At 42.7% G+C, this 20,479-nt stretch carries 19 protein-coding genes; 2 read left to right on the top strand and 17 right to left on the bottom strand.

Annotated features, from left to right (window positions below; genetic code table 11):
* Nucleotides 1-81: 81 nt before the first annotated feature.
* From Q0R17_RS11535 to rfaE2, 3 genes are all read right to left on the bottom strand, one after another.
* Entirely contained in the window at nucleotides 82-1,269 is a 1,188-nt protein-coding gene (locus Q0R17_RS11535) for a fatty acid desaturase (RefSeq protein WP_293935337.1), read from the bottom strand.
* A 71-nt stretch (nucleotides 1,270-1,340) separates the two neighbouring features.
* On the bottom strand, nucleotides 1,341-2,654 hold the full coding sequence (locus Q0R17_RS11530; protein ID WP_293935335.1) for a mechanosensitive ion channel family protein: 1,314 nt from the start codon (nucleotides 2,652-2,654) through the stop codon (nucleotides 1,341-1,343).
* Nucleotides 2,654-3,145 carry a D-glycero-beta-D-manno-heptose 1-phosphate adenylyltransferase gene (rfaE2, locus tag Q0R17_RS11525; protein ID WP_293935333.1) on the bottom strand — a complete coding sequence of 164 codons (492 nt, stop codon included), beginning with the start codon at nucleotides 3,143-3,145 and terminating at the stop codon, nucleotides 2,654-2,656. The genes Q0R17_RS11530 and rfaE2 overlap by 1 nt, the downstream gene beginning before the upstream one ends.
* A gap of 221 nt (nucleotides 3,146-3,366) precedes the next feature.
* On the opposite strand from rfaE2, the gene Q0R17_RS11520 reads away from it, so the two are divergent.
* Nucleotides 3,367-4,104: a molybdopterin-binding protein gene (locus Q0R17_RS11520; protein WP_293935331.1), complete on the top strand. Its 738-nt coding sequence runs from the start codon at nucleotides 3,367-3,369 to the stop codon at nucleotides 4,102-4,104.
* A gap of 268 nt (nucleotides 4,105-4,372) precedes the next feature.
* Nucleotides 4,373-4,885 (top strand): FxDxF family PEP-CTERM protein, encoded by a 513-nt coding sequence (locus Q0R17_RS11515; protein ID WP_293935328.1) that lies wholly within the window; start codon nucleotides 4,373-4,375, stop codon nucleotides 4,883-4,885.
* Between the two features lie 64 nt (nucleotides 4,886-4,949).
* Here the strand turns inward: Q0R17_RS11515 and cpsG are convergent, their stop codons facing one another.
* From cpsG to gmd, 14 genes are all read right to left on the bottom strand, one after another.
* Nucleotides 4,950-6,317 carry a phosphomannomutase CpsG gene (cpsG, locus tag Q0R17_RS11510; RefSeq protein WP_293935325.1) on the bottom strand — a complete coding sequence of 456 codons (1,368 nt, stop codon included), beginning with the start codon at nucleotides 6,315-6,317 and terminating at the stop codon, nucleotides 4,950-4,952.
* 249 nt (nucleotides 6,318-6,566) lie between these two features.
* A complete protein-coding gene (locus tag Q0R17_RS11505) occupies nucleotides 6,567-7,052 on the bottom strand; it encodes a GDP-mannose mannosyl hydrolase (RefSeq protein ID WP_293935322.1) in 486 nt (161 codons plus the stop codon).
* Nucleotides 7,036-8,454: a mannose-1-phosphate guanylyltransferase/mannose-6-phosphate isomerase gene (locus tag Q0R17_RS11500; RefSeq protein WP_293935319.1), complete on the bottom strand. Its 1,419-nt coding sequence runs from the start codon at nucleotides 8,452-8,454 to the stop codon at nucleotides 7,036-7,038. The genes Q0R17_RS11505 and Q0R17_RS11500 overlap by 17 nt, the downstream gene beginning before the upstream one ends.
* 190 nt (nucleotides 8,455-8,644) lie before the next feature.
* Nucleotides 8,645-9,979: a UDP-glucose/GDP-mannose dehydrogenase family protein gene (locus tag Q0R17_RS11495; protein WP_293935316.1), complete on the bottom strand. Its 1,335-nt coding sequence runs from the start codon at nucleotides 9,977-9,979 to the stop codon at nucleotides 8,645-8,647.
* A 27-nt stretch (nucleotides 9,980-10,006) separates the two neighbouring features.
* The gene (locus Q0R17_RS11490; RefSeq protein ID WP_293935314.1) at nucleotides 10,007-10,783 is read right to left on the bottom strand and encodes a WecB/TagA/CpsF family glycosyltransferase; all 777 of its coding nucleotides are present in this window, start codon (nucleotides 10,781-10,783) and stop codon (nucleotides 10,007-10,009) included.
* Nucleotides 10,784-11,878, bottom strand: coding sequence for a glycosyltransferase family 1 protein (locus tag Q0R17_RS11485; RefSeq protein WP_293935312.1), 1,095 nt, complete (start codon nucleotides 11,876-11,878; stop codon nucleotides 10,784-10,786). It lies immediately after the preceding gene.
* Between the two features lie 6 nt (nucleotides 11,879-11,884).
* Nucleotides 11,885-13,114, bottom strand: coding sequence for a beta-galactosidase (locus Q0R17_RS11480; protein ID WP_293935309.1), 1,230 nt, complete (start codon nucleotides 13,112-13,114; stop codon nucleotides 11,885-11,887).
* Nucleotides 13,115-13,120: 6 nt separating this feature from the next.
* Nucleotides 13,121-13,948: a glycosyltransferase family 2 protein gene (locus Q0R17_RS11475; protein ID WP_293935306.1), complete on the bottom strand. Its 828-nt coding sequence runs from the start codon at nucleotides 13,946-13,948 to the stop codon at nucleotides 13,121-13,123.
* Nucleotides 13,948-15,069 carry a glycosyltransferase gene (locus Q0R17_RS11470; RefSeq protein ID WP_293935304.1) on the bottom strand — a complete coding sequence of 374 codons (1,122 nt, stop codon included), beginning with the start codon at nucleotides 15,067-15,069 and terminating at the stop codon, nucleotides 13,948-13,950. Before Q0R17_RS11470 ends, Q0R17_RS11475 begins: the two co-directional genes overlap by 1 nt.
* The gene (locus Q0R17_RS11465; protein ID WP_293935302.1) at nucleotides 15,059-16,351 is read right to left on the bottom strand and encodes an O-antigen ligase; all 1,293 of its coding nucleotides are present in this window, start codon (nucleotides 16,349-16,351) and stop codon (nucleotides 15,059-15,061) included. The genes Q0R17_RS11470 and Q0R17_RS11465 overlap by 11 nt, the downstream gene beginning before the upstream one ends.
* Nucleotides 16,352-16,366: 15 nt before the next feature.
* The gene (locus Q0R17_RS11460; protein ID WP_293935299.1) at nucleotides 16,367-17,776 is read right to left on the bottom strand and encodes a lipopolysaccharide biosynthesis protein; all 1,410 of its coding nucleotides are present in this window, start codon (nucleotides 17,774-17,776) and stop codon (nucleotides 16,367-16,369) included.
* The gene (locus tag Q0R17_RS11455; protein ID WP_293935296.1) at nucleotides 17,773-18,336 is read right to left on the bottom strand and encodes an acyltransferase; all 564 of its coding nucleotides are present in this window, start codon (nucleotides 18,334-18,336) and stop codon (nucleotides 17,773-17,775) included. Before Q0R17_RS11455 ends, Q0R17_RS11460 begins: the two co-directional genes overlap by 4 nt.
* Nucleotides 18,336-19,298: a GDP-L-fucose synthase gene (locus Q0R17_RS11450; protein WP_293935293.1), complete on the bottom strand. Its 963-nt coding sequence runs from the start codon at nucleotides 19,296-19,298 to the stop codon at nucleotides 18,336-18,338. The genes Q0R17_RS11455 and Q0R17_RS11450 overlap by 1 nt, the downstream gene beginning before the upstream one ends.
* Before the next feature lie 56 nt (nucleotides 19,299-19,354).
* Nucleotides 19,355-20,479 (bottom strand): GDP-mannose 4,6-dehydratase, encoded by a 1,125-nt coding sequence (gene gmd, locus Q0R17_RS11445; protein WP_293935291.1) that lies wholly within the window; start codon nucleotides 20,477-20,479, stop codon nucleotides 19,355-19,357.

Below are 20,479 nucleotides of genomic sequence, written 5' to 3'. Positions count from 1 at the left end.
GAGGTTTATGCTGGGGAGAAAATCCCGCTGCAGTATAGTAATGACAAAAAAAGCGAACCTTCGTTCGCCTTTTTTTTAACATCAAACCACGGTGCGCAGTCGGAAAGAGAAGTCTTGCAACGCGGCAATCCCACTGGCCTCGGCACGACTGCACCAATCCTGCAAGAGTTTCACCAGCTCAGGGCGGGTTAGCGTGGAGCGCTCCCAAAGCCGCGTTAGCTCTTGGCGCATTTGGTAGATTTGCTCTAACACAGTGCTTTCTGCCAGTACCTTGGCTAGAATTTTCTGGTCATACTCAGGCGTGTCTTTGGCATCCTGTTTTAACCAGATTTTCATTTGGCGCACTGGATCAAAATCGATTTGTGGCAGCTTGGCATTGCTGCGCATCCGCTCTACTTCATCACCTACCGTCCCTTTTAAGGTGCGTGCGTAATTGGCGGCAATCGCATAACGATTGGCAATAATGGCCTGTAAAGAGGCTTCATCCAGCTCACGCTTAGCCGCATCTGACAGTGTCATTTTTGGCGCAATTTTACGCACCTTAGCCATGCCCAGTGTTTCAATAATGCGGATATACATCCAGCCAATATCAAATTCAAACCACTTATAAGACATTTTGGCCGATGTACCAAAGGTGTGGTGATTATTGTGCAGCTCTTCACCACCAATAATAATTCCCCAAGGAACAATATTAGTTGAAGCGTCTTCGCATTCAAAATTGCGATAGCCCCAATAATGACCAATGCCATTGATAATGCCAGCGGCAGTCAGCGGAATCCAGATCATTTGAATGGCCCAAATCCAGATGCCATTCGCCCCAAACAAGCAAAGATCAATCAATAACATAAGCACTGGCCCTAGGGTATTGTGCTTGCTATAGAGATTGCGCTCTAGCCAATCATCTGGCGTGCCGTGGCCATATTTTTGCATGGTTTCTGTATTGGCGGCCTCGGCGCGATAGAGCTCATAGCCTTCCCAGAAAACCTTTTTAATCCCGTAAATCTGCGGGCTATGCGGGTCTTCTGCCGTTTCACACTTGGCATGATGTTTGCGGTGGATAGAAGCCCATTCTTTAGTAATCTGCCCAGTGGTTAGCCACAGCCAGAAACGAAAGAAATGGCTAGGGATTGCATGTAAATCCAGAGCGCGGTGCGCCTGATGGCGGTGTAAAAAAATCGTTACCGAAGCAATAGTGATGTGGGTCAGCACCAGCATCACCACGATATAGCCCCACCAAGGCAGCTCAATTAGGCCATTTAGCCAGGTCATTTTTATCTCCACTACGGGCATAAGCCTGTTCTATTTATCTGTAAGAGTAGATTCTACGCAAGACTTGGCAATCAGGCAGCATCAATCGGCGGCTGTATTGCAGCAGGATTAAGCAGCGTGACTTCTCGACGTGGGTAAGGAATTTCAATTTTATGCTCTTGAAATAATCGCCATATCTTTAGATTTAGACTAGATCGCAAAGAAAGCTGGCCATTTTCAGGATCGGCCAGCCAAAAGCCCAATACTAAATTGATTCCATTATCTGCAAAGGCGGAAACAAACGCGCCCGGAGCTGGCTCACTCAGAATACGCGCCTCGCCTTCCGTCACCGAACGCAATAATCCTAAAACAAAATCTAAATCAGTACCGTATGCCACTTGAATCGGTAGCGATGTCCAAATTGATTTATCGTTATATGATTGATTCACCACGGTAGAGGTAATTAAGGTGTCATTTGGCACCAAAGCCTCGGTGCCATCGGCTGATTTTAAAACCACATAGCGCGCCGTAATACTGCTTATGGTACCTAGTCGATTATCAATCTGTACTAAATCGCCAATTTTGATCGAGCGATCCAGCAAAATAATAAAGCCTGATAAATAATTAGACGCAATTTTTTGCAGCCCAAAGCCCAAACCCACACCCACTGCACCACCAAATACCGATAATACGGTGAGATCAATTCCCACCAGCGGCAGAGCAACTACAATCGCAATAATCAGTAATAAGACGCTAGATATTTTGGACAACACTACCCGTACATTCATATCCATCATTTGGCTGGACATCAAACGCCGCTCTAGCTCACGCCCTATCCACATGGCAATCAGCAAGGTGGCAGCAACTGATAATAAACCCTGGCCAATGGTCAAAACAGATATATGCGCTTTACCAATTGGAAAACGAATATCGTCTAATACTTCGGCGACTTCCGGCAAAATACCTAGCACATGTAAGGCATAAACGATCCAAATGGAGCCTGAAATATATTTTTCCCAACGCATAACCCATGCCGCGCCATCAAATACACGGCGAATCACGTAAACCAAAATGCGAATATTGGCCATTGCCAATAATAAAACACTAGCCAGCGCAATTAATTTTAACGGATGCGCATACCATAGTTTAAGTAATGACCCTGATAGCATCACCAGCAAATAGGCATTTAAAGGGAAAAATGCGCGCAATAAGCCTTCCCCTCCCAAGCGCCAATGCCAACTATTTTGATCAGGATTAACTCTATTTTTTACCGAGCGATTAACCCACCACGATACCCCCAGCGCCAATGCAATTAAGCCAATCTGCGCAAAAAAGATAGTGTGTAAATAGCCCTGATCACTCAGGTCATTAATAAAATCAATCAATAAATTATTACGTGTACTCATCAGCTTTGGCGTATCCGCTTAATAGTTTCGGTGGTGGAGGTTGCAAATAAAAAGGGGATGGAGTGCACGCTGCCACCCCAAGCTAATACCTGCTGGCTGCCCACAATGTGCTCCGGCGCCCAATCCCCCCCCTTCACTAACACATCAGGGCGCAACGCTAAGATCAGCTCAAGTGGAGTATCGGTATCAAACCAAGTCACCATGCTAACGCATTCTAAAGCGGCCAATACGGCAGCGCGCTGCATTGTAGAATTGATCGGGCGATCATCGCCCTTACCCAGCCTTTTTACTGAGGCATCGGTATTAATAGCCACCACCAAGCCTGCTCCTAAGGCACGCGCTTGCGCCAAACAAGTCACATGACCACGGTGCAAAATATCAAAACAACCATTGGTAAAGACTAAAGGCCGTGGCAGGCTAGCAAGGCGAGCCGCTAATTGCTCGGGTGGGCAAATTTTTTGCTCAAATAAGGGAGAAAGATAATGATGCATAGTTATTATGGATTCCGAAAGGATTGATCATAAACAAGCACGGCATATGAACAAAGTAATATTTTTAAGTACAGTTGTTTATGCTCAATATGCATTGGGCATTTTTTAAAGCATAAAGTAAGGATTACAAAGAAAGATGTTTTTTTAAGATGAGTAATCCATCTTACGCAAGCACACAATCTACCCCTTCAACATCCCCCATCTTTCCAGGAAATAAGACCATGACCACATTTCATCTCTTTATTATTGGCGACGAAATACTCTCTGGCCGCCGCCAAGATAAGCATTTTGCTCATATGCTGGAAACACTGAAAGCAAGAGGACATAAAATCGCTGCGGCGTATTATCTACCCGACGATGCAGATGTGCTGGCAGAGACATTTAAACGTAGCCTAAACGCAGGCTATCAGGTGATTTCTTGCGGTGGTATTGGTGCAACGCCCGATGATCATACTCGGCAAGCCTTTGCTAATGCATTAGGGCTCCCACTGAGCTTGCATCCAGAAGCTGCTGAGCGAATCACTAGCCGTTTTGCAGAAGCCGCCTACCCCTACCGAATTCAGATGGCTTATTTTCCTGAAGGCTGCCAACTGATCCCCAATCCGGTGAACCAAGTCGCGGGCTGCTACTTTAAATCACATTATTTACTGCCAGGTTTTCCTAGCATGGCATGGCCAATGCTAGATTGGATACTCGATGAGCACTACATTGATGCTAGTCCAGAAACAACGCTCTCTTTTATCATGCTCAACGCCCGTGAAGGCGAGCTGATTGGCAAGATGCAAAGCTTTACCCAACGCTACCCCAATATCGCTTTTAGCAGCCTGCCCTCTTACGGCAATAGCCAGCACCCAGAGCCACATGTCGAATTTAGCATTACGGCAGAAGCGACATTGGCGGTAGAGGCGATGGCATATTTAAAAGAATGTTTACATACTGTAAGTAATATTAAAAAATAATTGGCGATACATTTAATACTTTAAATATCTTTTTATATATTTAAACAATAAAATAATCATTTGCTAATATTATAAAAATACCACTAAATTCATACAAAACAATAAAAAACTTACAAAAAACATACTGATTTGTTAAAAAAAAACCATAAATTAATAAATAATTAACTATGTTTACCCAAAATAAAAAAATCAATGGGTATAATCAAACGGCTTTACACCGTACCATTTGATTAAATAATAAATTGCAAATATTAAACAGGGGTTTTTAATGAAACTACTTAAAACGCTAGTTGCTACTTCATTTTTTTTAGCAGCCGGTTTATCTCAAGCTGCAGTCACTCCAGTGCCATTCACCTTTGATGCTGATGGCGATGGCGCGGCTACTTTTCAAGTGAAAGGTGCCGTTTCTAAAGTGTTCTCTTTTGATTTAGCACAATCAACGCAATTAACAAGCTGGTGGTCAGTTCGCCCTACCGCTGCTAACAGCTCAACAATCAGCAGTTTGAGCGCCGTGCTCACATCGATAAGCAACCCTGCCAAAACATTTACACTGGGTGCTTATACAGGTCTGTTGGGTGTTAAAGAAATCACCGCTCCAGTTAAGTCTTTTGTGCTGGATGCAGGTTCATACACCGTTAGCTTTAATGGCCTAGCGACTTCTGGCTACAAAGGCACAGGTACTCTGACACTGAACGCAGCGCCGGTTCCAGAGCCAGAAACCTATGCTCTAATGGGTTTGGGTTTGGTTGCCCTACTGGCACGTCGTCGTAAAGTGGCTTAATATTTTTTAAGGCATAAAAAAACGCCCCGAAATTACTTTGGGGCGTTTTTCATTCCGCAAGCGCTTATCCAGCGTCTAATAGGCGCAAAATAGCATCGGTGTGCTGCTGCATTAAAGCCGCATCTGCGCACGACTCCACATTTAAGCGCACTACCGGCTCGGTATTACTGGAGCGCAGATTAAAGCGCCAGTTGGCAAACTCCATGCTAATGCCATCAGTTTCATCCACCCGCAAGGCATCCGCCTGATACGCTGCACAAACCCGTGCAATAGCCACTTTGGCATCAGTTAGCTTACGGTTAATCTCGCCTGACGATGGATAAGCGGCAATGCGCTGCTCTACCATAGCCGACAATTTTTGCTCACGGCGGCTCATTAGCTCGATCACTAATAACCACGGGATCATGCCGCTATCGCAATAGGCAAAATCGCGGAAATAATGGTGGGCGCTCATTTCGCCACCATAAACCGCGTCTTCTAGCCGCATGCGCTCTTTAATAAACGCATGGCCGGTTTTGCTTTGAATCGCGATACCACCGGCGGCTTGCACCACGTCCACGGTATTCCAAGTTAAGCGCGGGTCATGAATAATTTTTTGGCCAGGGTTCTTTTGCAAGAAAGCTTCTGCCAAAAGACCAACGATGTAATAACCTTCAATAAAATCACCACGCTCATCAAACAAGAAGCAGCGATCAAAATCACCATCCCATGCAATACCCAGATCAGCCGCATTTGCAATCACAGCATTGGCAGTGTCGCTTCGGTTTTCTGGTAACAATGGGTTAGGGATGCCATTTGGGAAGGTGCCATCAGGCTGGTTATGCACTTTAATAAACTCAACAGGCACACCAGCGGCAGCAAAACGCGCTTCTAGCGCATCTACCACGTGCCCTGCAGCGCCATTACCGGCGTTTAAAACGATTTTTAAAGGGCGCAAGGCGGATAGATCCACATAGCCCATCAAATGATCGATATAAGCATCCAGAACCGATAGCGAGCTAATGCTACCGCGCTCTGCCACATCGGTAAAATTAGCGGATTCGGCAAGACGCTGAATATCACGCAAACCAGTATCACCACTGATTGGCACCGCACCGCGTTTTACCAGTTTCATGCCGTTGTAATCGAGCGGATTATGGCTAGCAGTGACTTCAATCCCACCATCCACATCTAAATGAAACGCGGCAAAGTAGACTTCTTCAGTGCCCGTCATGCCCAGATCAATCACATCGCAGCCCGCATCCATCAGGCCATTGGCCAACGCCAGCTTCAGCTCTTCGCTGGTCAAGCGCACATCGCCCCCCAGCGCCACACGCTTAGGGTTAAGTAGCTGGCCGTAAGCACGGCCGATGCGGTAAGCAATATCGACATTCAGCTCAGTGCCCAGCTTGCCACGAATATCGTAAGCTTTAAAACAAGTTAATTTAGTCATTGGTTTACTCGAAATAGTCATTGCAAACAGATGTGAGAGATAAGCGAAAACCCAAATCTTAAAACACGGAGATAAGGAGAACACGGAGGGCCACGGAGAAAGGCAATACAAGTCTGTGCACGACGAAACACGTTTAGGGCGGGCACTGCCTTACCATTCCCCACGTGGCAATACCTCCTAAAGTTTTCTCCGTGAAACTCCGTGTTCTCTGCGTCCTCTGTGGTTCAAGACTTGGGTTTTATTAAAGCCTTACTCGAAATAGGCGCGGGAATGCAGGTGTACGCTAGCGTCTTGGATGATTTCGGCCTTGCTGGCCCACCGATATTGGGAATGCTGCTCACCCAGCGGCAAAGCCATATCGGATTCATCTAGCTGCAAGGTGTAAGCAAGCACCACATAGTGTGTACCAAAGCCATCTAGCCTGCCGGCATTGCTATCGTAAAAATGCTCATAAACACCTAGCCACTGCCCCTGTGATCTGGGCAATGCCACGCCCAACTCGGCTTGGCTTAGGCGCAAAAATGCCGCATCCAGCGTTTCATTTTTTAATACCCGCCCACCTGGCACAAACCAGTGATCGCAGGCCGGTTGATTGGTGCGCCAGCCCAATAGAGCTTGCCCTCTTGAGTTTTGCACCACTAAATCAATCGAGATCAGCGGTGCGCGCTCAACCACTTGCAAAAAATCAGCAAAAGCCAGCGGGCTGCTGGCTACACCCTTATTTACTACGGCCATAGACATCTTCAAAGCGCACGATATCGTCTTCACCAAGATAGGAGCCAGATTGCACTTCGATCAGCTCCAGCGGCATCTTGCCTGGGTTTTCCAAGCGGTGGGTTGTGCCCAACGGGATATACGTCGATTGGTTTTCAGAAAGCAAAATAACTTGATCGCCATTCACTACCTTGGCCGTACCTTTCACCACAATCCAGTGCTCGGCACGGTGATAGTGCATTTGCAGGCTTAAGGAAGCGCCTGGGTTGACCACAATCCGCTTCACTTGAAAACGCGAGCCAGCATCGATGCCTTCATAGCTACCCCATGGGCGATACACGCGGCGGTGCGTCACCGACTCACTACGCCCAGCCTCATTTAAGCGCTCAACAATCTTTTTAACATCCTGCGCATGATCTTTATGCGCCACCAAGATGGCATCGGCGGTTTCAACAATCACCAAATCCTGCACGCCAATCGCCGCAATCATGCGGGTTTCGCTGCGGATATAGCTGCCCGAAACGCGATCAAGCATCACATCGCCCAATACGCTATTACCCGCCTCATCTTGCTCAGTAACATCGCGCAGCGCCGACCACGAGCCGATATCACTCCAGCCCAAGCCTGCCGCAGTAATCACGGCAGCGTGCTGGGTTTTTTCCATTACCGCGTAATCAATAGAATCTGCAGGAGACGCCGCAAAAGCATCCGCATCTAAACGCAAAAAGTCTAAATCGCGCACGCCTTTAGCCACGGCATCCTGTACGGCAGCCAGCATAGCGGGCTGATAGGCCGCCAGCTCACGCACATAGACATCAGCGCGGAACATAAACATGCCGCTATTCCAGTAATAATCGCCTGAAGCCACAAAGCCAGCCGCGCGCACAGCATCAGGCTTTTCTACAAAAGCAGCTACCGCATAAGCATCGCCAGACAGGCTATCACCACGGCGAATATAGCCGTATCCGGTGTTAGGCTCGGTAGGTGCAATCCCAAATGTAACCAATTTGCCGCTTGCTGCTACGCTAGCTGCCTGCGCCACCAAAGCTTGAAACACCTCGCCAAACTGAATCACATGATCTGATGGCAACACCAGCAACATCGCATCAGGGTTATCTTCTAACGCAATCACTGCCGCAGCCGCCACCGCAGGCGCAGTATTGCGCCCCATAGGCTCTAAAACCACCCGCGCTTGATCCATTCCTACCGCACGCAATTGCTCTGCCACCAGAAAGCGATGCTCCTGATTACTAATCAGCAAAGGTGCAGCCACATCCGCCATCCCAACCAGCCGTGTGGCTGTTTGCTGTAGCAGGCTGTGATCGCCGTGCAATTTTAAAAACTGCTTAGGATAACCACCGCGTGATAGCGGCCACATACGGCTACCAGAGCCGCCACACAGAATGACAGGAGTAATTGACATGAAAATTCCATCAAATTTTTAAAAAGAAATATATTATTTAGGCGGAAAAGCCAGCAAATAAATACCATGCAGCGTATCACCCGCAAGCACCATACGGCCACCGATCAGCTTGCAAAAATAATATTTACAACGCTCAAAAAAAAACCGCCTTATTCGATCACAGATCATACAAGACGGTTTATCACAATGCTTATTGCGTTACTTGCTTACGCCCAATTGGATAATACTCAAAGCCTGCGGTTTCCATTTTTTTAGGATCGTATAAATTACGGCCATCAAATATCAATGGATTTTTAAGCTGGTTTTTTACATCAGCAAAATCTGGGCTACGGAATGCTTTCCATTCTGTCACAATCACCAGCGCATCGGCATCCGGTAATACCGCCATTGGGCTATCACCGTAACTTAAACCTTGCCAATCTGGCATGACACGCTGCGCCTCATGAATCGAAACAGGATCATGTGCCGCCACCGTTGCCCCATGGCTAAGCAGATATTCAATAATCACTCGGCTAGGTGCATCGCGCATATCATCGGTATTGGGTTTAAATGCCAAGCCCCATAAAGCGAAATGCTTGCCCTTTAAATCATTACCAAAGCGCTTAACAATTTTATCCACCAACACCGATTTCTGCGCATGATTGGCTTTTTCAACCGCATCTAATACTTTTAAACTAATGCCATGCTCATTCGCCGTGCGCTGCAATGCCTGTACATCTTTAGGAAAGCACGATCCGCCATAGCCTACGCCAGGGTATAAAAAGTGATAGCCAATTCGCGGGTCAGAGCCAATCCCCTTACGTACCAGCTCAATATCTGCACCCATCACTTCAGATAAATTGGCCAATTCATTCATAAACGAAATACGCGTTGCCAGCATGGCATTGGCCGCATATTTAGTCATTTCTGCCGAGCGCACATCCATAAATAAAATACGATCATGATTACGCACAAAAGGCCCGTATAAAGAGCTCATCAGATCCTTGGCTGTATCATCATCGGTACCAATCACAATTCGATCTGGGCGCATAAAATCTTCGATCGCCGCGCCTTCTTTTAAGAATTCTGGATTAGAAACGATCGCAAAGCTGGTTTGCTCACCGCGCTGGCTTAACTCATCATTAATTGCGGCCCTAACCTTATCACCCGTACCAACCGGCACAGTAGACTTATCCACAATCACCTTATAGCCATGCATATAGCGGCCAATACTACGCGCAGCGGCCACCACATATTTTAAATCTGCCGAGCCATCTTCATCCGGCGGCGTACCCACCGCAATAAATTGGATCGTGCCGTGCTCTACCGATTCTTTAATATCAGTGGTAAAGCGCAAACGCCCAGCGGCCACATTGCGTTTAATCATTTCCTCTAAGCCCGGCTCAAAAATCGGCACTCCGCCCTCTTGCAAGATACGAATCTTATTGGCATCAACATCCAAACACACCACGTCATTACCATACTCAGCAAGACAAGTGCCTGTGACCAAACCAACATAGCCTGAGCCAATCACTGTAATTTTCATTTGCAAGAATACTCCCGATTTAAATAATTAATTTTTACTGATAAGCTGGCGAATCGCTTTAATAACAAAAATGGTATTAGTTACAAAATAGCGTTTCCACAATCTGCGCGGCTCAGAACATAAACGATGCAGCCATTCTAATCCCGAATTTTGCATCCACAACGGGGCACGGATAATTGTGCCAGCATGATAATCAAATGCCGCACCCACACCAATCATCACCGCATTTATTTTACCCCGATGCGCCGCCATCCATTTTTCTTGTTTGGGGCAGCCTAGGCTTACCCAAACAACACCAGCACCAGATGCATTAATCTCTTCTACTATCCTAGTATCCTCCTCATCAGATAAAGCACGAAAAGGAGGTGAATACATTCCAGCAATTTTCAAACGTGGAAATTCTTTTGACAATTTATTTTTCAAAATATCTAACGTTTCAGGCATTCCACCATAAAGATAAAATGTCTCACTACTCTGCTCTGCATATGCACAATATTGCCACATTAGATCGGGCCCATTCACACGTACTTGCCCTGAAATACCAATCTGCCGCATTAACCATGCAACAGGAGCACCATCCGGTGTGGCCATATCTGACTGACGAATCACCTCAATAAAATCACTCTCTTGTGAAGCTGTAACAACAGAATGCACATTACAAATACAAACATACTTTGATAAATGCTTCCTCGACCAACTGGATATAGTAAAAATAGCTTCATCAAAATTAATAACATCAATCGGGATCCCTATCACGGGAACCGTATGTCTAGTTTTATTAAAACGACTAAGTACATTCATCATTTATTTTACCCCGCCCATTTTTTGCATGATATTTGATATTTTTTCTGCACAGTTACGCCAAGAATACTCTGAAAGCAATGCTGAAATCTTTATCGAATCCTGCTCCAGATTATGATCTGAAAGCAATGACCCTATCATTAACGCAACCGAATCGGCACAATCAGGCTTAACATACGTGCACAATCCCTTTGTAATTTCCCTCAACACGGGAATATCACTGCACAAGACCGGCGTATGATGACTAAGTGCTTCAAGTGGAGGAAAACCAAATCCTTCAATGTGCGGTAAAAATATAAATAACTTTGCATGAGCATAATAAGAATGAAGCTGAAAATCAGAAATCCCTTTCACAGCCAAAACGCCCTCCACACCCGGATCACTAACTCCACAAATAACTAATGGTAAAGGGTTTGCTGTAACTGACCGATAAATTGAGTATGCAGATAATAACGTTTCTAAATTCTTATGTGGCAGAGAGGAGCCAACAGAGAAAATATAATCGCCTTCATATAAGTTTTTATCCGCTGCAGTTAGAGGAACACCATTATAAACAGTTTCTATCCCACTCTTTCTTCCTAAACGCCGGGCAATATCAGCGGCTGTAAAGTCTGAAATGGCAACAATTGAATCAGAATATTTTACCGAGTATTCCAGCCCGCCAAGAATAAATAACTCCTCCATCAGTCCAAAATATTTAGGAAATCGATCTTTATACCAAAATGGAATTAAATCATGAATAACAACCAAGGAAGATGCTTGCTTACATAAAAAAGAAAGACCATGCGGCAAAAATCCCTTAGGAGAAAAATAAAGATTAATTTTCATTTTTCTAGATAATAGAGCGGCACCTAGTCTATTCCAGAATATTCTTGCCAGTATTGATGGGTTGTATTTAACAGTATGAAACAATACACCTTTACTTTGTAAATTCTGCATGCGGGTCTTATCAAAAGACGAATTGCAAGCGACTATGAATGTGCAAATATTATCGGGCCGATCAGCCAAAGCCTCCAGCAAATTAATGGCATAATTATTAATGCCTATGCTCTTACCTTTGCCAGGAGTAAGTTCAAAAAAATCAAACAGAACTAACATAGTTGCCTAACTCGACTTATATAAAAATGATGGCAAAGTCCCAATGGGAACAGCCTTTTTTACACGATGTTGCAAAATAAGCCCACCATCTGACTGAAATTGCAGCACGTTATATATTCCAGAAAAATTCTTCATTGTCGACTTTGTAGACCAAACCCAAAATCCTTTTCTTCCATCTTTTAAGGAGCCATTACACACCCATTGATCCGCACTTAATCTGCAAGGCTCAACAACACCGCCGTCTAAAATAACCGTTAAGTTTTTAAATGCAATCGCAGCTGGCCGCCACCCCGTTCCCCGTCCCTTCGTTATTCCCATTGAAGGATGATCCCAGGAATACCAATAAAAACGCCCTAAATCTGCACCAGCACCTAAAATAAACGAACGCAATAAATAAGACACACTTTCAAAATCATTCAGTTTTTTAGCATCCGCCTTAAACCCTGCTAAAACTGGGTCAACACCTTCTGGCGTATCAATCAGCCAGCCTGTTTCAGTATTCCACAGTGGCTTACGCTGATAGCCCGCGGCACGAATAGCAATTTTAATATCATCAATAATTGGCAACATACTTTCAGGAGGTTGGTGCTTAGTATAAAAGTGATAAGAAATAACATCACAATCACTCATGACCTCAGTGGCCAAAAGCCGTTTAAACCACTTAATACCGTAATCTCCTACTCCACTAGGGCAAACCACTTTTGCTTCAGGATCAATCTGACGAATAATTTTCACTGCCGATTTTGTTAAAAGAGCAAGATCTTCGGGATTTCCAGAAAAGAAATGAGATAAATTAGATTCATTCCAAATTTCATAAGCTGCAATTTTACCCCTATATCTAGAAACAACTGCCTCAACGTAATTTTCCCAAGCCGCTAGGTTTGAAGGCATTGCATTTGCCCCATAACCATAAGCTGCTTTCAGTTCAGGAGTACGAGATGCCCAAGCAGGAGTACCTTGCAATGGTAACAATATTGATACATTGGCAGCCGTGGCACGATTAACCATCCCATCCAGCCAAGCCCACTTCCACGAGTCAGGGCTAGGCTGTAAATCCAGCCATGTAACATTGGCGTCATGTAAGCGAATTGAGCCTAATCCAGAATTAAGCCATAATTTATTCTGATTGCTCCGGTGCACATGCATACCAAAATAATCTTTACTTACACTGCCACCCCAAGCATAAGTAGATAACAATAAAAAAATACCAGTTACGTAAAAAATTAAATATCGCATATTATGTCAACTTAAAAAACGCATTTTCAAGAAAAAATACCCGTATTTTAGTTTGTAATATAACTTCCAAAAACTAGAAATTGGTTTTTCAGAGTACAGTTTGAAAGGTAATGTTCCCCCACCAAGTAAGTAATCCGCATAAGCCATGTATATCCCATTCTCAACAAAATAAGCAATGGAGGGAATATTACTCTCTTGACGATAATAAACCAGCGGTTCATTCATACAAAAAAACCGTTCCCCTGCTTTATTTAATCTTGAATAAAATTCATAATCCTGAGCTCGTCGTAAATCTACATTAAATGCACCATATTTATCAAAAAGCTCTCTACGCAACATTGCAGTCGCATTATGAAATCTCATTTTTTTCCTAGCAAAGCTATCAGCAATTTCTTCGGAAGAGCAGGGAAACACCCCTAATCGTTTGCTACTTTTATCTGGCTTAGAAGTAGAAAATGGAATCCACCATGAAGCCAAGCATGCAATATCAGAATTTTTCTCCATATAATCGACTTGCTTTTCAAATCGATCAGGAAATGAAACGTCATCACTATCACAGACAGCCACATACTTACCAGAGCAATGAGAAATACACATATTTCTCGCCTTTCCCCTTCCACCATGCTCCATTGCAAAGACTTTAATACGCGGATCAAAACCAGCTAAATTACGAACAATCAAAAGAGTGGAATCAGTACTACCATCATCAACAAAAATCAACTCCCAATTGGAGTAGCTTTGCTCCTGAATGCTTCTAATTGTATCCACTATGCACTCTGCCACATTTCTGGCAGGCATCATGATAGAAACCAGAGGCATGATTAAGGGGTTCATTAACTGATTACCTTTTTATAAATTACTTCTAATAGACTAGTTTGATGATGTAAATTAAATTTTTTCTCAACAAAAGAGCGCCCACTATTTCCTAGCGTTTCACGTAAAGCTGCAGAGTCAAGTAAACACTTCAGCGAGCCTGCTAATTCATCCACATTACTTTCTTCAACAATAAATCCAGTTTCATTATGCTGAACTGTTTCTGTTAATCCACCATGTCTGGAAACAATAACGGGTAATCCAGCAGCTGACGCTTCGATAGCAGAAAGGCCAAAAGCCTCTTCTGACCCATTCTTACCTTTTTTGCTAAACAACACTGCAATTGCTGAATGAGAAACAATATTTGCCACCTGCACATGAGGTAATGCCCCCTCAAAAACAACCTTCTCAGTTAGCTTCAGCTCACCCACAAGCAAAGTAAATAAACCTCTATCCGGCCCATCACCAACTAATCGCAAACGAGCTTCAGGGAAATAAGAACAAACTTTAGAAAACGCCAAAATTAACTCACGAATGCCTTTTGCCTCAACTTGCCGAGCCACACAAACCACATCTAAATTACGCTTTTCTAAAGGAATAACACTAAATTTTTGTAAATCAGCGCCAATATAATGTTGCTCAAGAAGCTTCTCAGGAAAACCCAAATTAAGCATTTTCTTTTTAAGAAACTCAGAAACCACAATGATTTTATCTGCAGCGCCTACTAAGCGATGGCGATTAAGTGCATACATCATGCCACTTACTCCACCATGCCTCATTAATTGAAGGCGAGAAACAGTTGCATCATAGCCATGGAAAGTTACGATTAGAGGAATATCTAACGCTTTCGCAATAGGTAATGCATAAACACCATTAGTTCCAAAATGTGCGTGAATCAAATTAAGATCTGCTAATTTTTCTCCCCATGCCCATTTGCCGGGGAAAAGTGCAAATAACTTTTTACGCAGGCTACCCTCAGCATTTCTTTGAATAGGTAAAACCTTAAAATTAGCCGCTTCTGCTAATTGCTGTCTCACAAAGAAATGTGGCTCAAACTCACGCATTGTCCTCGCTTGCTCAGTAATAAAAACTTCAGAAGCAAGAGGAAATGCATTGAGATGGATACCGACTTTAGAGCTCATTAGCACCCTCACGCATATTTTGCAACAACGATGGAATTGCAATAAAAAAGACAAAAGTCAGCGCATAGCCACTAGACTCCGCAGCGGGTTCAAAGAAATACTGGCCAGAAATAGCTAACGTTATAGCAATAGCAATTTTTGAAAAACAAAAAAAATCTTTCGCATTTTTATCATAGAAAATTTCACATGCTTTTTTAATAGAAACTAACATATTTAACAAATAAAAAAACAATCCGAAAAACCCAAAGTTAACCATTTGATTTAAAAATGTATTATGTGCATTATCATATTGAACATCAGCTAACTTTGCAGAAACATACCACATCTTCAACTGTGCACTACCAAAGAAAGAAAGAAATATATCATGACTAAAAACATTTAGTGCCGCATTCCAAAGGAATACACGAGTCCACATTGTTGAAAGTGTTTTTCCTGCATCCAAGCTAAATAATGTAATTCCAATAATAAAAGAAACTAAAATAGAAACAAATAACAAAGAAGAATTACGTATCCGATAAAACCATAAGGGAAATAAAAGCAAACTTAATCCAAAAACCGACCAAAGCCACGCTCCTTTTGCCCTCGTACCATACAATACAACAGCAGATATTATAAATAATAATAATGCCATTACCCGTCCCCAAACACCTTGACCTAAATTCATACCTGAAAGTGCGGCTGAAATTACTACAACTGGTAATAGAAAAATAGATAACCCATTAGGATGACTATATAGCCCAGCAGCGACATTACGCACAAAGCTACCATCTAAATCCATTTTTACAGCAGACGCCATATTTAAAACGACCAAATATGGCTTACCCATTAAATATTGTAGTGCTCCTAATAATACATTGGGCAGTGACGAAATAAGAAAAAAGTACATTAAAATTCGCAGTTGCTTAGGAGTTCTAACACAATTAACTAGAAACAAAGAAAAAACGAATGCAGGAAAAAGATTTCTAACTATAAATATAGACTTTGGATAAACCAATAACCCAATTAGCGATGCAACAAAAATCCATGAATAATAAAGAACTAACACTGGCATCAGTTTCCAAAGCTGATTCAGCATAAAAGAAAACTGTTTAGGAAGAACTAAAGCATCAAGAAGTATCTTACCTAAACCTAGTATCGTCACAAACTCTAACAGATTAACATTTGGGCCGCGAACACCTATATCTGAAAGCCGAAAGTCTAACCCCGCAGCAATTAAATAAAGAGGTAATATCCAAAAATTACCTTCTGAATTTACAAAACCATTTTTTCCAACTATCTTCATAGCACACATCCGCAATTACTCTATAATTTTTTTATTTAATTGCAACGAAAATATATCTCTTTTCAAAATAAATAAAAATAACAAACCAAGCACGCAGCCCACCAAAACATCAACTTCGACAGAGCCATACTTTATATGTACTGACGTTACAAAAGATGAAGATAAAACTAGCAATAACATTTTTATATAAGGAATTTCAACGTACTGTATTTTCTGTGAAATTCTGCAATTTAATATCAACCCAATTAACTGACTAATCAACACCGCAGCTGCTGCACCATAAAATGGCCATTTAGCAGTCAAAAGTAATGATGCACAAAGCCCCACCAAAACAGCAATTACTGAACTGACAAGGACTAAATGTGTCTTTCCTGGAGATAACGCACCAACATTCATTACAGACCCCATTGCCTGCGCAACCCACGCTAATAAAAGCACGGCCAGCGCACTTTCATCTTTAATAAGTAAACCAGGCGCATACCAAGGCAATAAATAACTAGCGGATATAAATAAAACAACAGCAGAAAACAAGTAAAACCCTAAAATTATTGAATAAGCACTTTTAAAAAACATACTACCTGCATCAGGATCAGAAACATGCAAATGCCTAGCAACTGGCCACCATAAATTAACTGGTGCAATAGCAAAATTCATTGCTCCAGCAATTTTTGCCAAAATAAGATAAGAGGCTAATTCTTCAGCAGCAAGACTATGATTCAATACATATCGATCCATATTGCCTGCCATCATTGTCAGCGCCCCAGAAACAACAAAGGGGATACCATACTTAACAAGCCCCCAATAGTCTGAGGGGGATAACAGACTTTCTACCAATGTAAATCTATTTTTTCGTAAAGCAATAAAAACCAAGACAATACAATCTAACAATGACATTAAAAATATAAAAGTAATTAACTCCAACTTAATATCAAACTTATTTAATACTAAAAGCAATAATAACAATCCACCAGAACGGACCCAAACTGTAATTGCAAAAGAAACTGAATCAGCCTTCGCCCTCGATAAAAATTGGCTCAACAGAATTAAACCTTCACAAAAAACATAAACAATTAAAATAGCAACAAACAAAAAACCTTTATTCATTAAATTCAATAAAAGACAAACCGAAGGAACCCCTACTAGTAAAATAAAAAAAGCTGGTCCACTCGCAAATTTATAAAATAAATGCGGCACTTGATTTGCTTTTATTTTTTTTACAGGAATTGCATGCAACACTCCATACTGTGAACCAAGCCAAATTAAACCCGCCATCATTGCAACAATTGGCTCCAATAGTACCCAATATGTAAAATTACTAGCGCTGAATATATGCAAAAGCAAAGGAACTGCTAGGAGCCCTACGAGACCCTGAGCAAGAGTAGCTAAAGCATATCCCCCTAAAAGAGATAAGAGTTTTTTAATCATGTTCGAATTTTCACAGAACGAGCTGGACAACCTACATACACCGCCATTGGTAAAAGTTTCTGTTTTGATACAAGAGATTGTGCCCCAATAACGACACCATCACCGATATCTGAATCTCTTAGAATTGCTACATTTCTACCCAACCAACAATCCTTTCCTATATTTACCTGACCTAGTAGCATCTCTTGCTCATAAATCATGACACCGAGTTTCATTCCATGATCAGAATCTCTAACAGAGCAATACTCTCCAAGCAAAGTGAAATCACCTATAACCACTCTCACGTTTGCTGATATTACACACCCATAAGTAAATTTCACTCGCTCACCAATTCTGATCCTCCCATTTATAGGAACATCTATTAAAGTATTTTCTCCAAAGTAAACATTAGAAGAAATATCAATACCATGATGTGGTGCATATTTCCAAATAACACCTTTACCAACCCATAAACCAGTGCCGCATTTTCCACCACATAGAATGATGAGCCAGCGATAGAACTCTCCTTTTAAGCGTCCTGAAAAATAGCGGTATTTTATCCAAAATAAATTAAACATCATCACTCATTTGAAAATTGTGCATATGCCACAGCAAGACCTGCTTTGAAGCCTTTTTTTACAGCCCAGCCTAAAGACTCAAGCTTGCTAATATCCTGTAACTTCCGCATCGTGCCATCTGGCTTACTCGCATCAAATACCAGCTCGCCTTTAAAACCCACCACATCACAAATCGTGCTCGCTAGTTCACGAATTGTCATATCTTCACCTGTGCCAATATTAATCAGTGGCGGGTGTTGATCATTTAATTGTTTTTTATATTCTGCATCTGGCAAATTCAGTAAATAAACGCAAGCCTCGGCCATATCTTCGCAATAAAGAAACTCTCTGCGCGGTGTGCCGCTGCCCCAGACCACCATTTCTTTTGCGCCGCTTTGTTTGGCTTCATGCGCTTTGCGAATAAGCGCCGGAATCACATGGCTGTTTTCTGGGTGATAATTATCGCCAGGGCCATAAAGATTAGTCGGCATAACGGCCAAATATTGAGTACCGTATTGGCGGTTATAGCTCCAGCACATTTCAATACCGGCAATTTTAGCCAGAGCATAGGGCTGATTGGTTTGCTCTAAAGGGCCCGTTAAAAGATATTCTTCTTTAATTGGCTGTGGGCAATCTTTAGGGTAAATGCAGCTAGAGCCTAAAAACATCAGGCGGTTAACGCCATGCTGATAAGCAGCATGAATCACATTATTTTGGATCATTAAATTCTGATAAATAAAATCGCCACGGTAAACATTATTGGCATGAATGCCGCCTACTTTTGCTGCCGCTAAAAATACGAAATCAGGCTTTTCAGCTGTAAAAAAAGCATCAACTGCTGCTTGATTAGTCAGATCTAATTCTGCATGGGTACGAGTTATGATATTTGTGAGTCCTAATTTATTTAGCTCACGCACAATAGCAGAACCCACCATGCCTCGATGGCCAGCAATGTAAATTTTATGTTCAGGCAGGATATAGGACATTTTATTTATTCAATTTAATAGGGGGTGAAACCGGGCACAATGTGCCCGGATTGATTTTACTGCTCAGTTGAAACAGAAACTGCATAACCATGTGTTTTTAATAGGGCATGCTGACGAGCATTTTGCAGATCATGAGCTACCATTTCTTGCACTAATTCTGGCAAGGTGGTTTCTGGTACCCAGCCTAATTTCACTTTGGCTTTTGTTGGGTCGCCCAATAATGTTTCAACTTCAGCGGGGCGGAAATAGCGTGGGTCGACTTGCATAATTACATCGCCCTCTTTTAATGCAGGCGCTTTATCGCCTTCAATTTTAGTAACGATGGCTTTTTCATCCACCCCTACGCCCTCAAATTTAAGCGAGATACCTAACTCACTGGCTGACATGCGAATAAAATCACGCACGCTATATTGCACGCCAGTGGCAATCACAAAATCATCCGCTACTTCTTGTTGCAACATCATCCATTGCATTTTGACGTAATCACGGGCGTGGCCCCAATCGCGCAGGGAATCGATATTGCCCATAAACAGGCATTTTTCTAAGCCTTGGGAGATATTCGCTAAACCACGGGTGATTTTGCGTGTTACAAAGGTTTCACCACGACGCGGGCTTTCGTGATTAAACAAAATGCCATTACATGCGTACATACCATAGGCTTCGCGATAATTCACCACAATCCAATAGGCATACATCTTTGCCACGGCATAAGGGCTGCGTGGATGAAATGGTGTGGTTTCTTTTTGCGGAATCTCTTGCACCAAGCCATATAGCTCAGAGGTGGAAGCTTGGTAAAAACGTGTTTTCTTTTCTAGGCCTAAAAAGCGAATAGCTTCTAATAGGCGTAATGTGCCCATTGCATCGACATCGGCTGTATATTCTGGCGATTCAAAACTCACCGCCACATGCGATTGCGCACCAAGGTTATAAACTTCATCCGGCTGCACTTCTTGCAAAATACGGGTTAAATTAGATGAATCGCTTAAATCACCATAATGCAATTTAAAACTGCTATTTTCAATATGTGGGTCTTGATAAATATGATCAACACGTTGAGTATTAAACGATGAAGCACGGCGTTTAATACCATGCACTTCATAGCCTTTTTCTAAAAGAAATTCAGCTAGGTAAGAACCGTCTTGGCCGGTAACACCCGTGATAAGCGCAACTTTTTTACTCAC

Origin of the sequence: Iodobacter sp., from assembly GCF_025352645.1 — a bacterium.
GTDB lineage: Bacteria > Pseudomonadota > Gammaproteobacteria > Burkholderiales > Chitinibacteraceae > Iodobacter.
Note: the sequence above shows the minus strand (reverse complement) of the source record. Positions and strands in the feature narration are given on the sequence as shown.

What these genes read in the sequence shown, in the direction of transcription:
- Q0R17_RS11535 (WP_293935337.1), bottom strand. Translation starts at nt 1,269, where the DNA reads ATGACCTGGCTAAATGGCCTAATTGAGCTGCCTTGGTGGGGCTATATC.
- Q0R17_RS11530 (WP_293935335.1), bottom strand. Translation starts at nt 2,654, where the DNA reads ATGAGTACACGTAATAATTTATTGATTGATTTTATTAATGACCTGAGT.
- rfaE2 (WP_293935333.1), bottom strand. Translation starts at nt 3,145, where the DNA reads ATGCATCATTATCTTTCTCCCTTATTTGAGCAAAAAATTTGCCCACCC.
- Q0R17_RS11520 (WP_293935331.1), top strand. Translation starts at nt 3,367, where the DNA reads ATGACCACATTTCATCTCTTTATTATTGGCGACGAAATACTCTCTGGC.
- Q0R17_RS11515 (WP_293935328.1), top strand. Translation starts at nt 4,373, where the DNA reads ATGAAACTACTTAAAACGCTAGTTGCTACTTCATTTTTTTTAGCAGCC.
- cpsG (WP_293935325.1), bottom strand. Translation starts at nt 6,317, where the DNA reads ATGACTAAATTAACTTGTTTTAAAGCTTACGATATTCGTGGCAAGCTG.
- Q0R17_RS11505 (WP_293935322.1), bottom strand. Translation starts at nt 7,052, where the DNA reads ATGGCCGTAGTAAATAAGGGTGTAGCCAGCAGCCCGCTGGCTTTTGCT.
- Q0R17_RS11500 (WP_293935319.1), bottom strand. Translation starts at nt 8,454, where the DNA reads ATGTCAATTACTCCTGTCATTCTGTGTGGCGGCTCTGGTAGCCGTATG.
- Q0R17_RS11495 (WP_293935316.1), bottom strand. Translation starts at nt 9,979, where the DNA reads ATGAAAATTACAGTGATTGGCTCAGGCTATGTTGGTTTGGTCACAGGC.
- Q0R17_RS11490 (WP_293935314.1), bottom strand. Translation starts at nt 10,783, where the DNA reads ATGATGAATGTACTTAGTCGTTTTAATAAAACTAGACATACGGTTCCC.
- Q0R17_RS11485 (WP_293935312.1), bottom strand. Translation starts at nt 11,878, where the DNA reads ATGTTAGTTCTGTTTGATTTTTTTGAACTTACTCCTGGCAAAGGTAAG.
- Q0R17_RS11480 (WP_293935309.1), bottom strand. Translation starts at nt 13,114, where the DNA reads ATGCGATATTTAATTTTTTACGTAACTGGTATTTTTTTATTGTTATCT.
- Q0R17_RS11475 (WP_293935306.1), bottom strand. Translation starts at nt 13,948, where the DNA reads ATGAACCCCTTAATCATGCCTCTGGTTTCTATCATGATGCCTGCCAGA.
- Q0R17_RS11470 (WP_293935304.1), bottom strand. Translation starts at nt 15,069, where the DNA reads ATGAGCTCTAAAGTCGGTATCCATCTCAATGCATTTCCTCTTGCTTCT.
- Q0R17_RS11465 (WP_293935302.1), bottom strand. Translation starts at nt 16,351, where the DNA reads ATGAAGATAGTTGGAAAAAATGGTTTTGTAAATTCAGAAGGTAATTTT.
- Q0R17_RS11460 (WP_293935299.1), bottom strand. Translation starts at nt 17,776, where the DNA reads ATGATTAAAAAACTCTTATCTCTTTTAGGGGGATATGCTTTAGCTACT.
- Q0R17_RS11455 (WP_293935296.1), bottom strand. Translation starts at nt 18,336, where the DNA reads ATGATGTTTAATTTATTTTGGATAAAATACCGCTATTTTTCAGGACGC.
- Q0R17_RS11450 (WP_293935293.1), bottom strand. Translation starts at nt 19,298, where the DNA reads ATGTCCTATATCCTGCCTGAACATAAAATTTACATTGCTGGCCATCGA.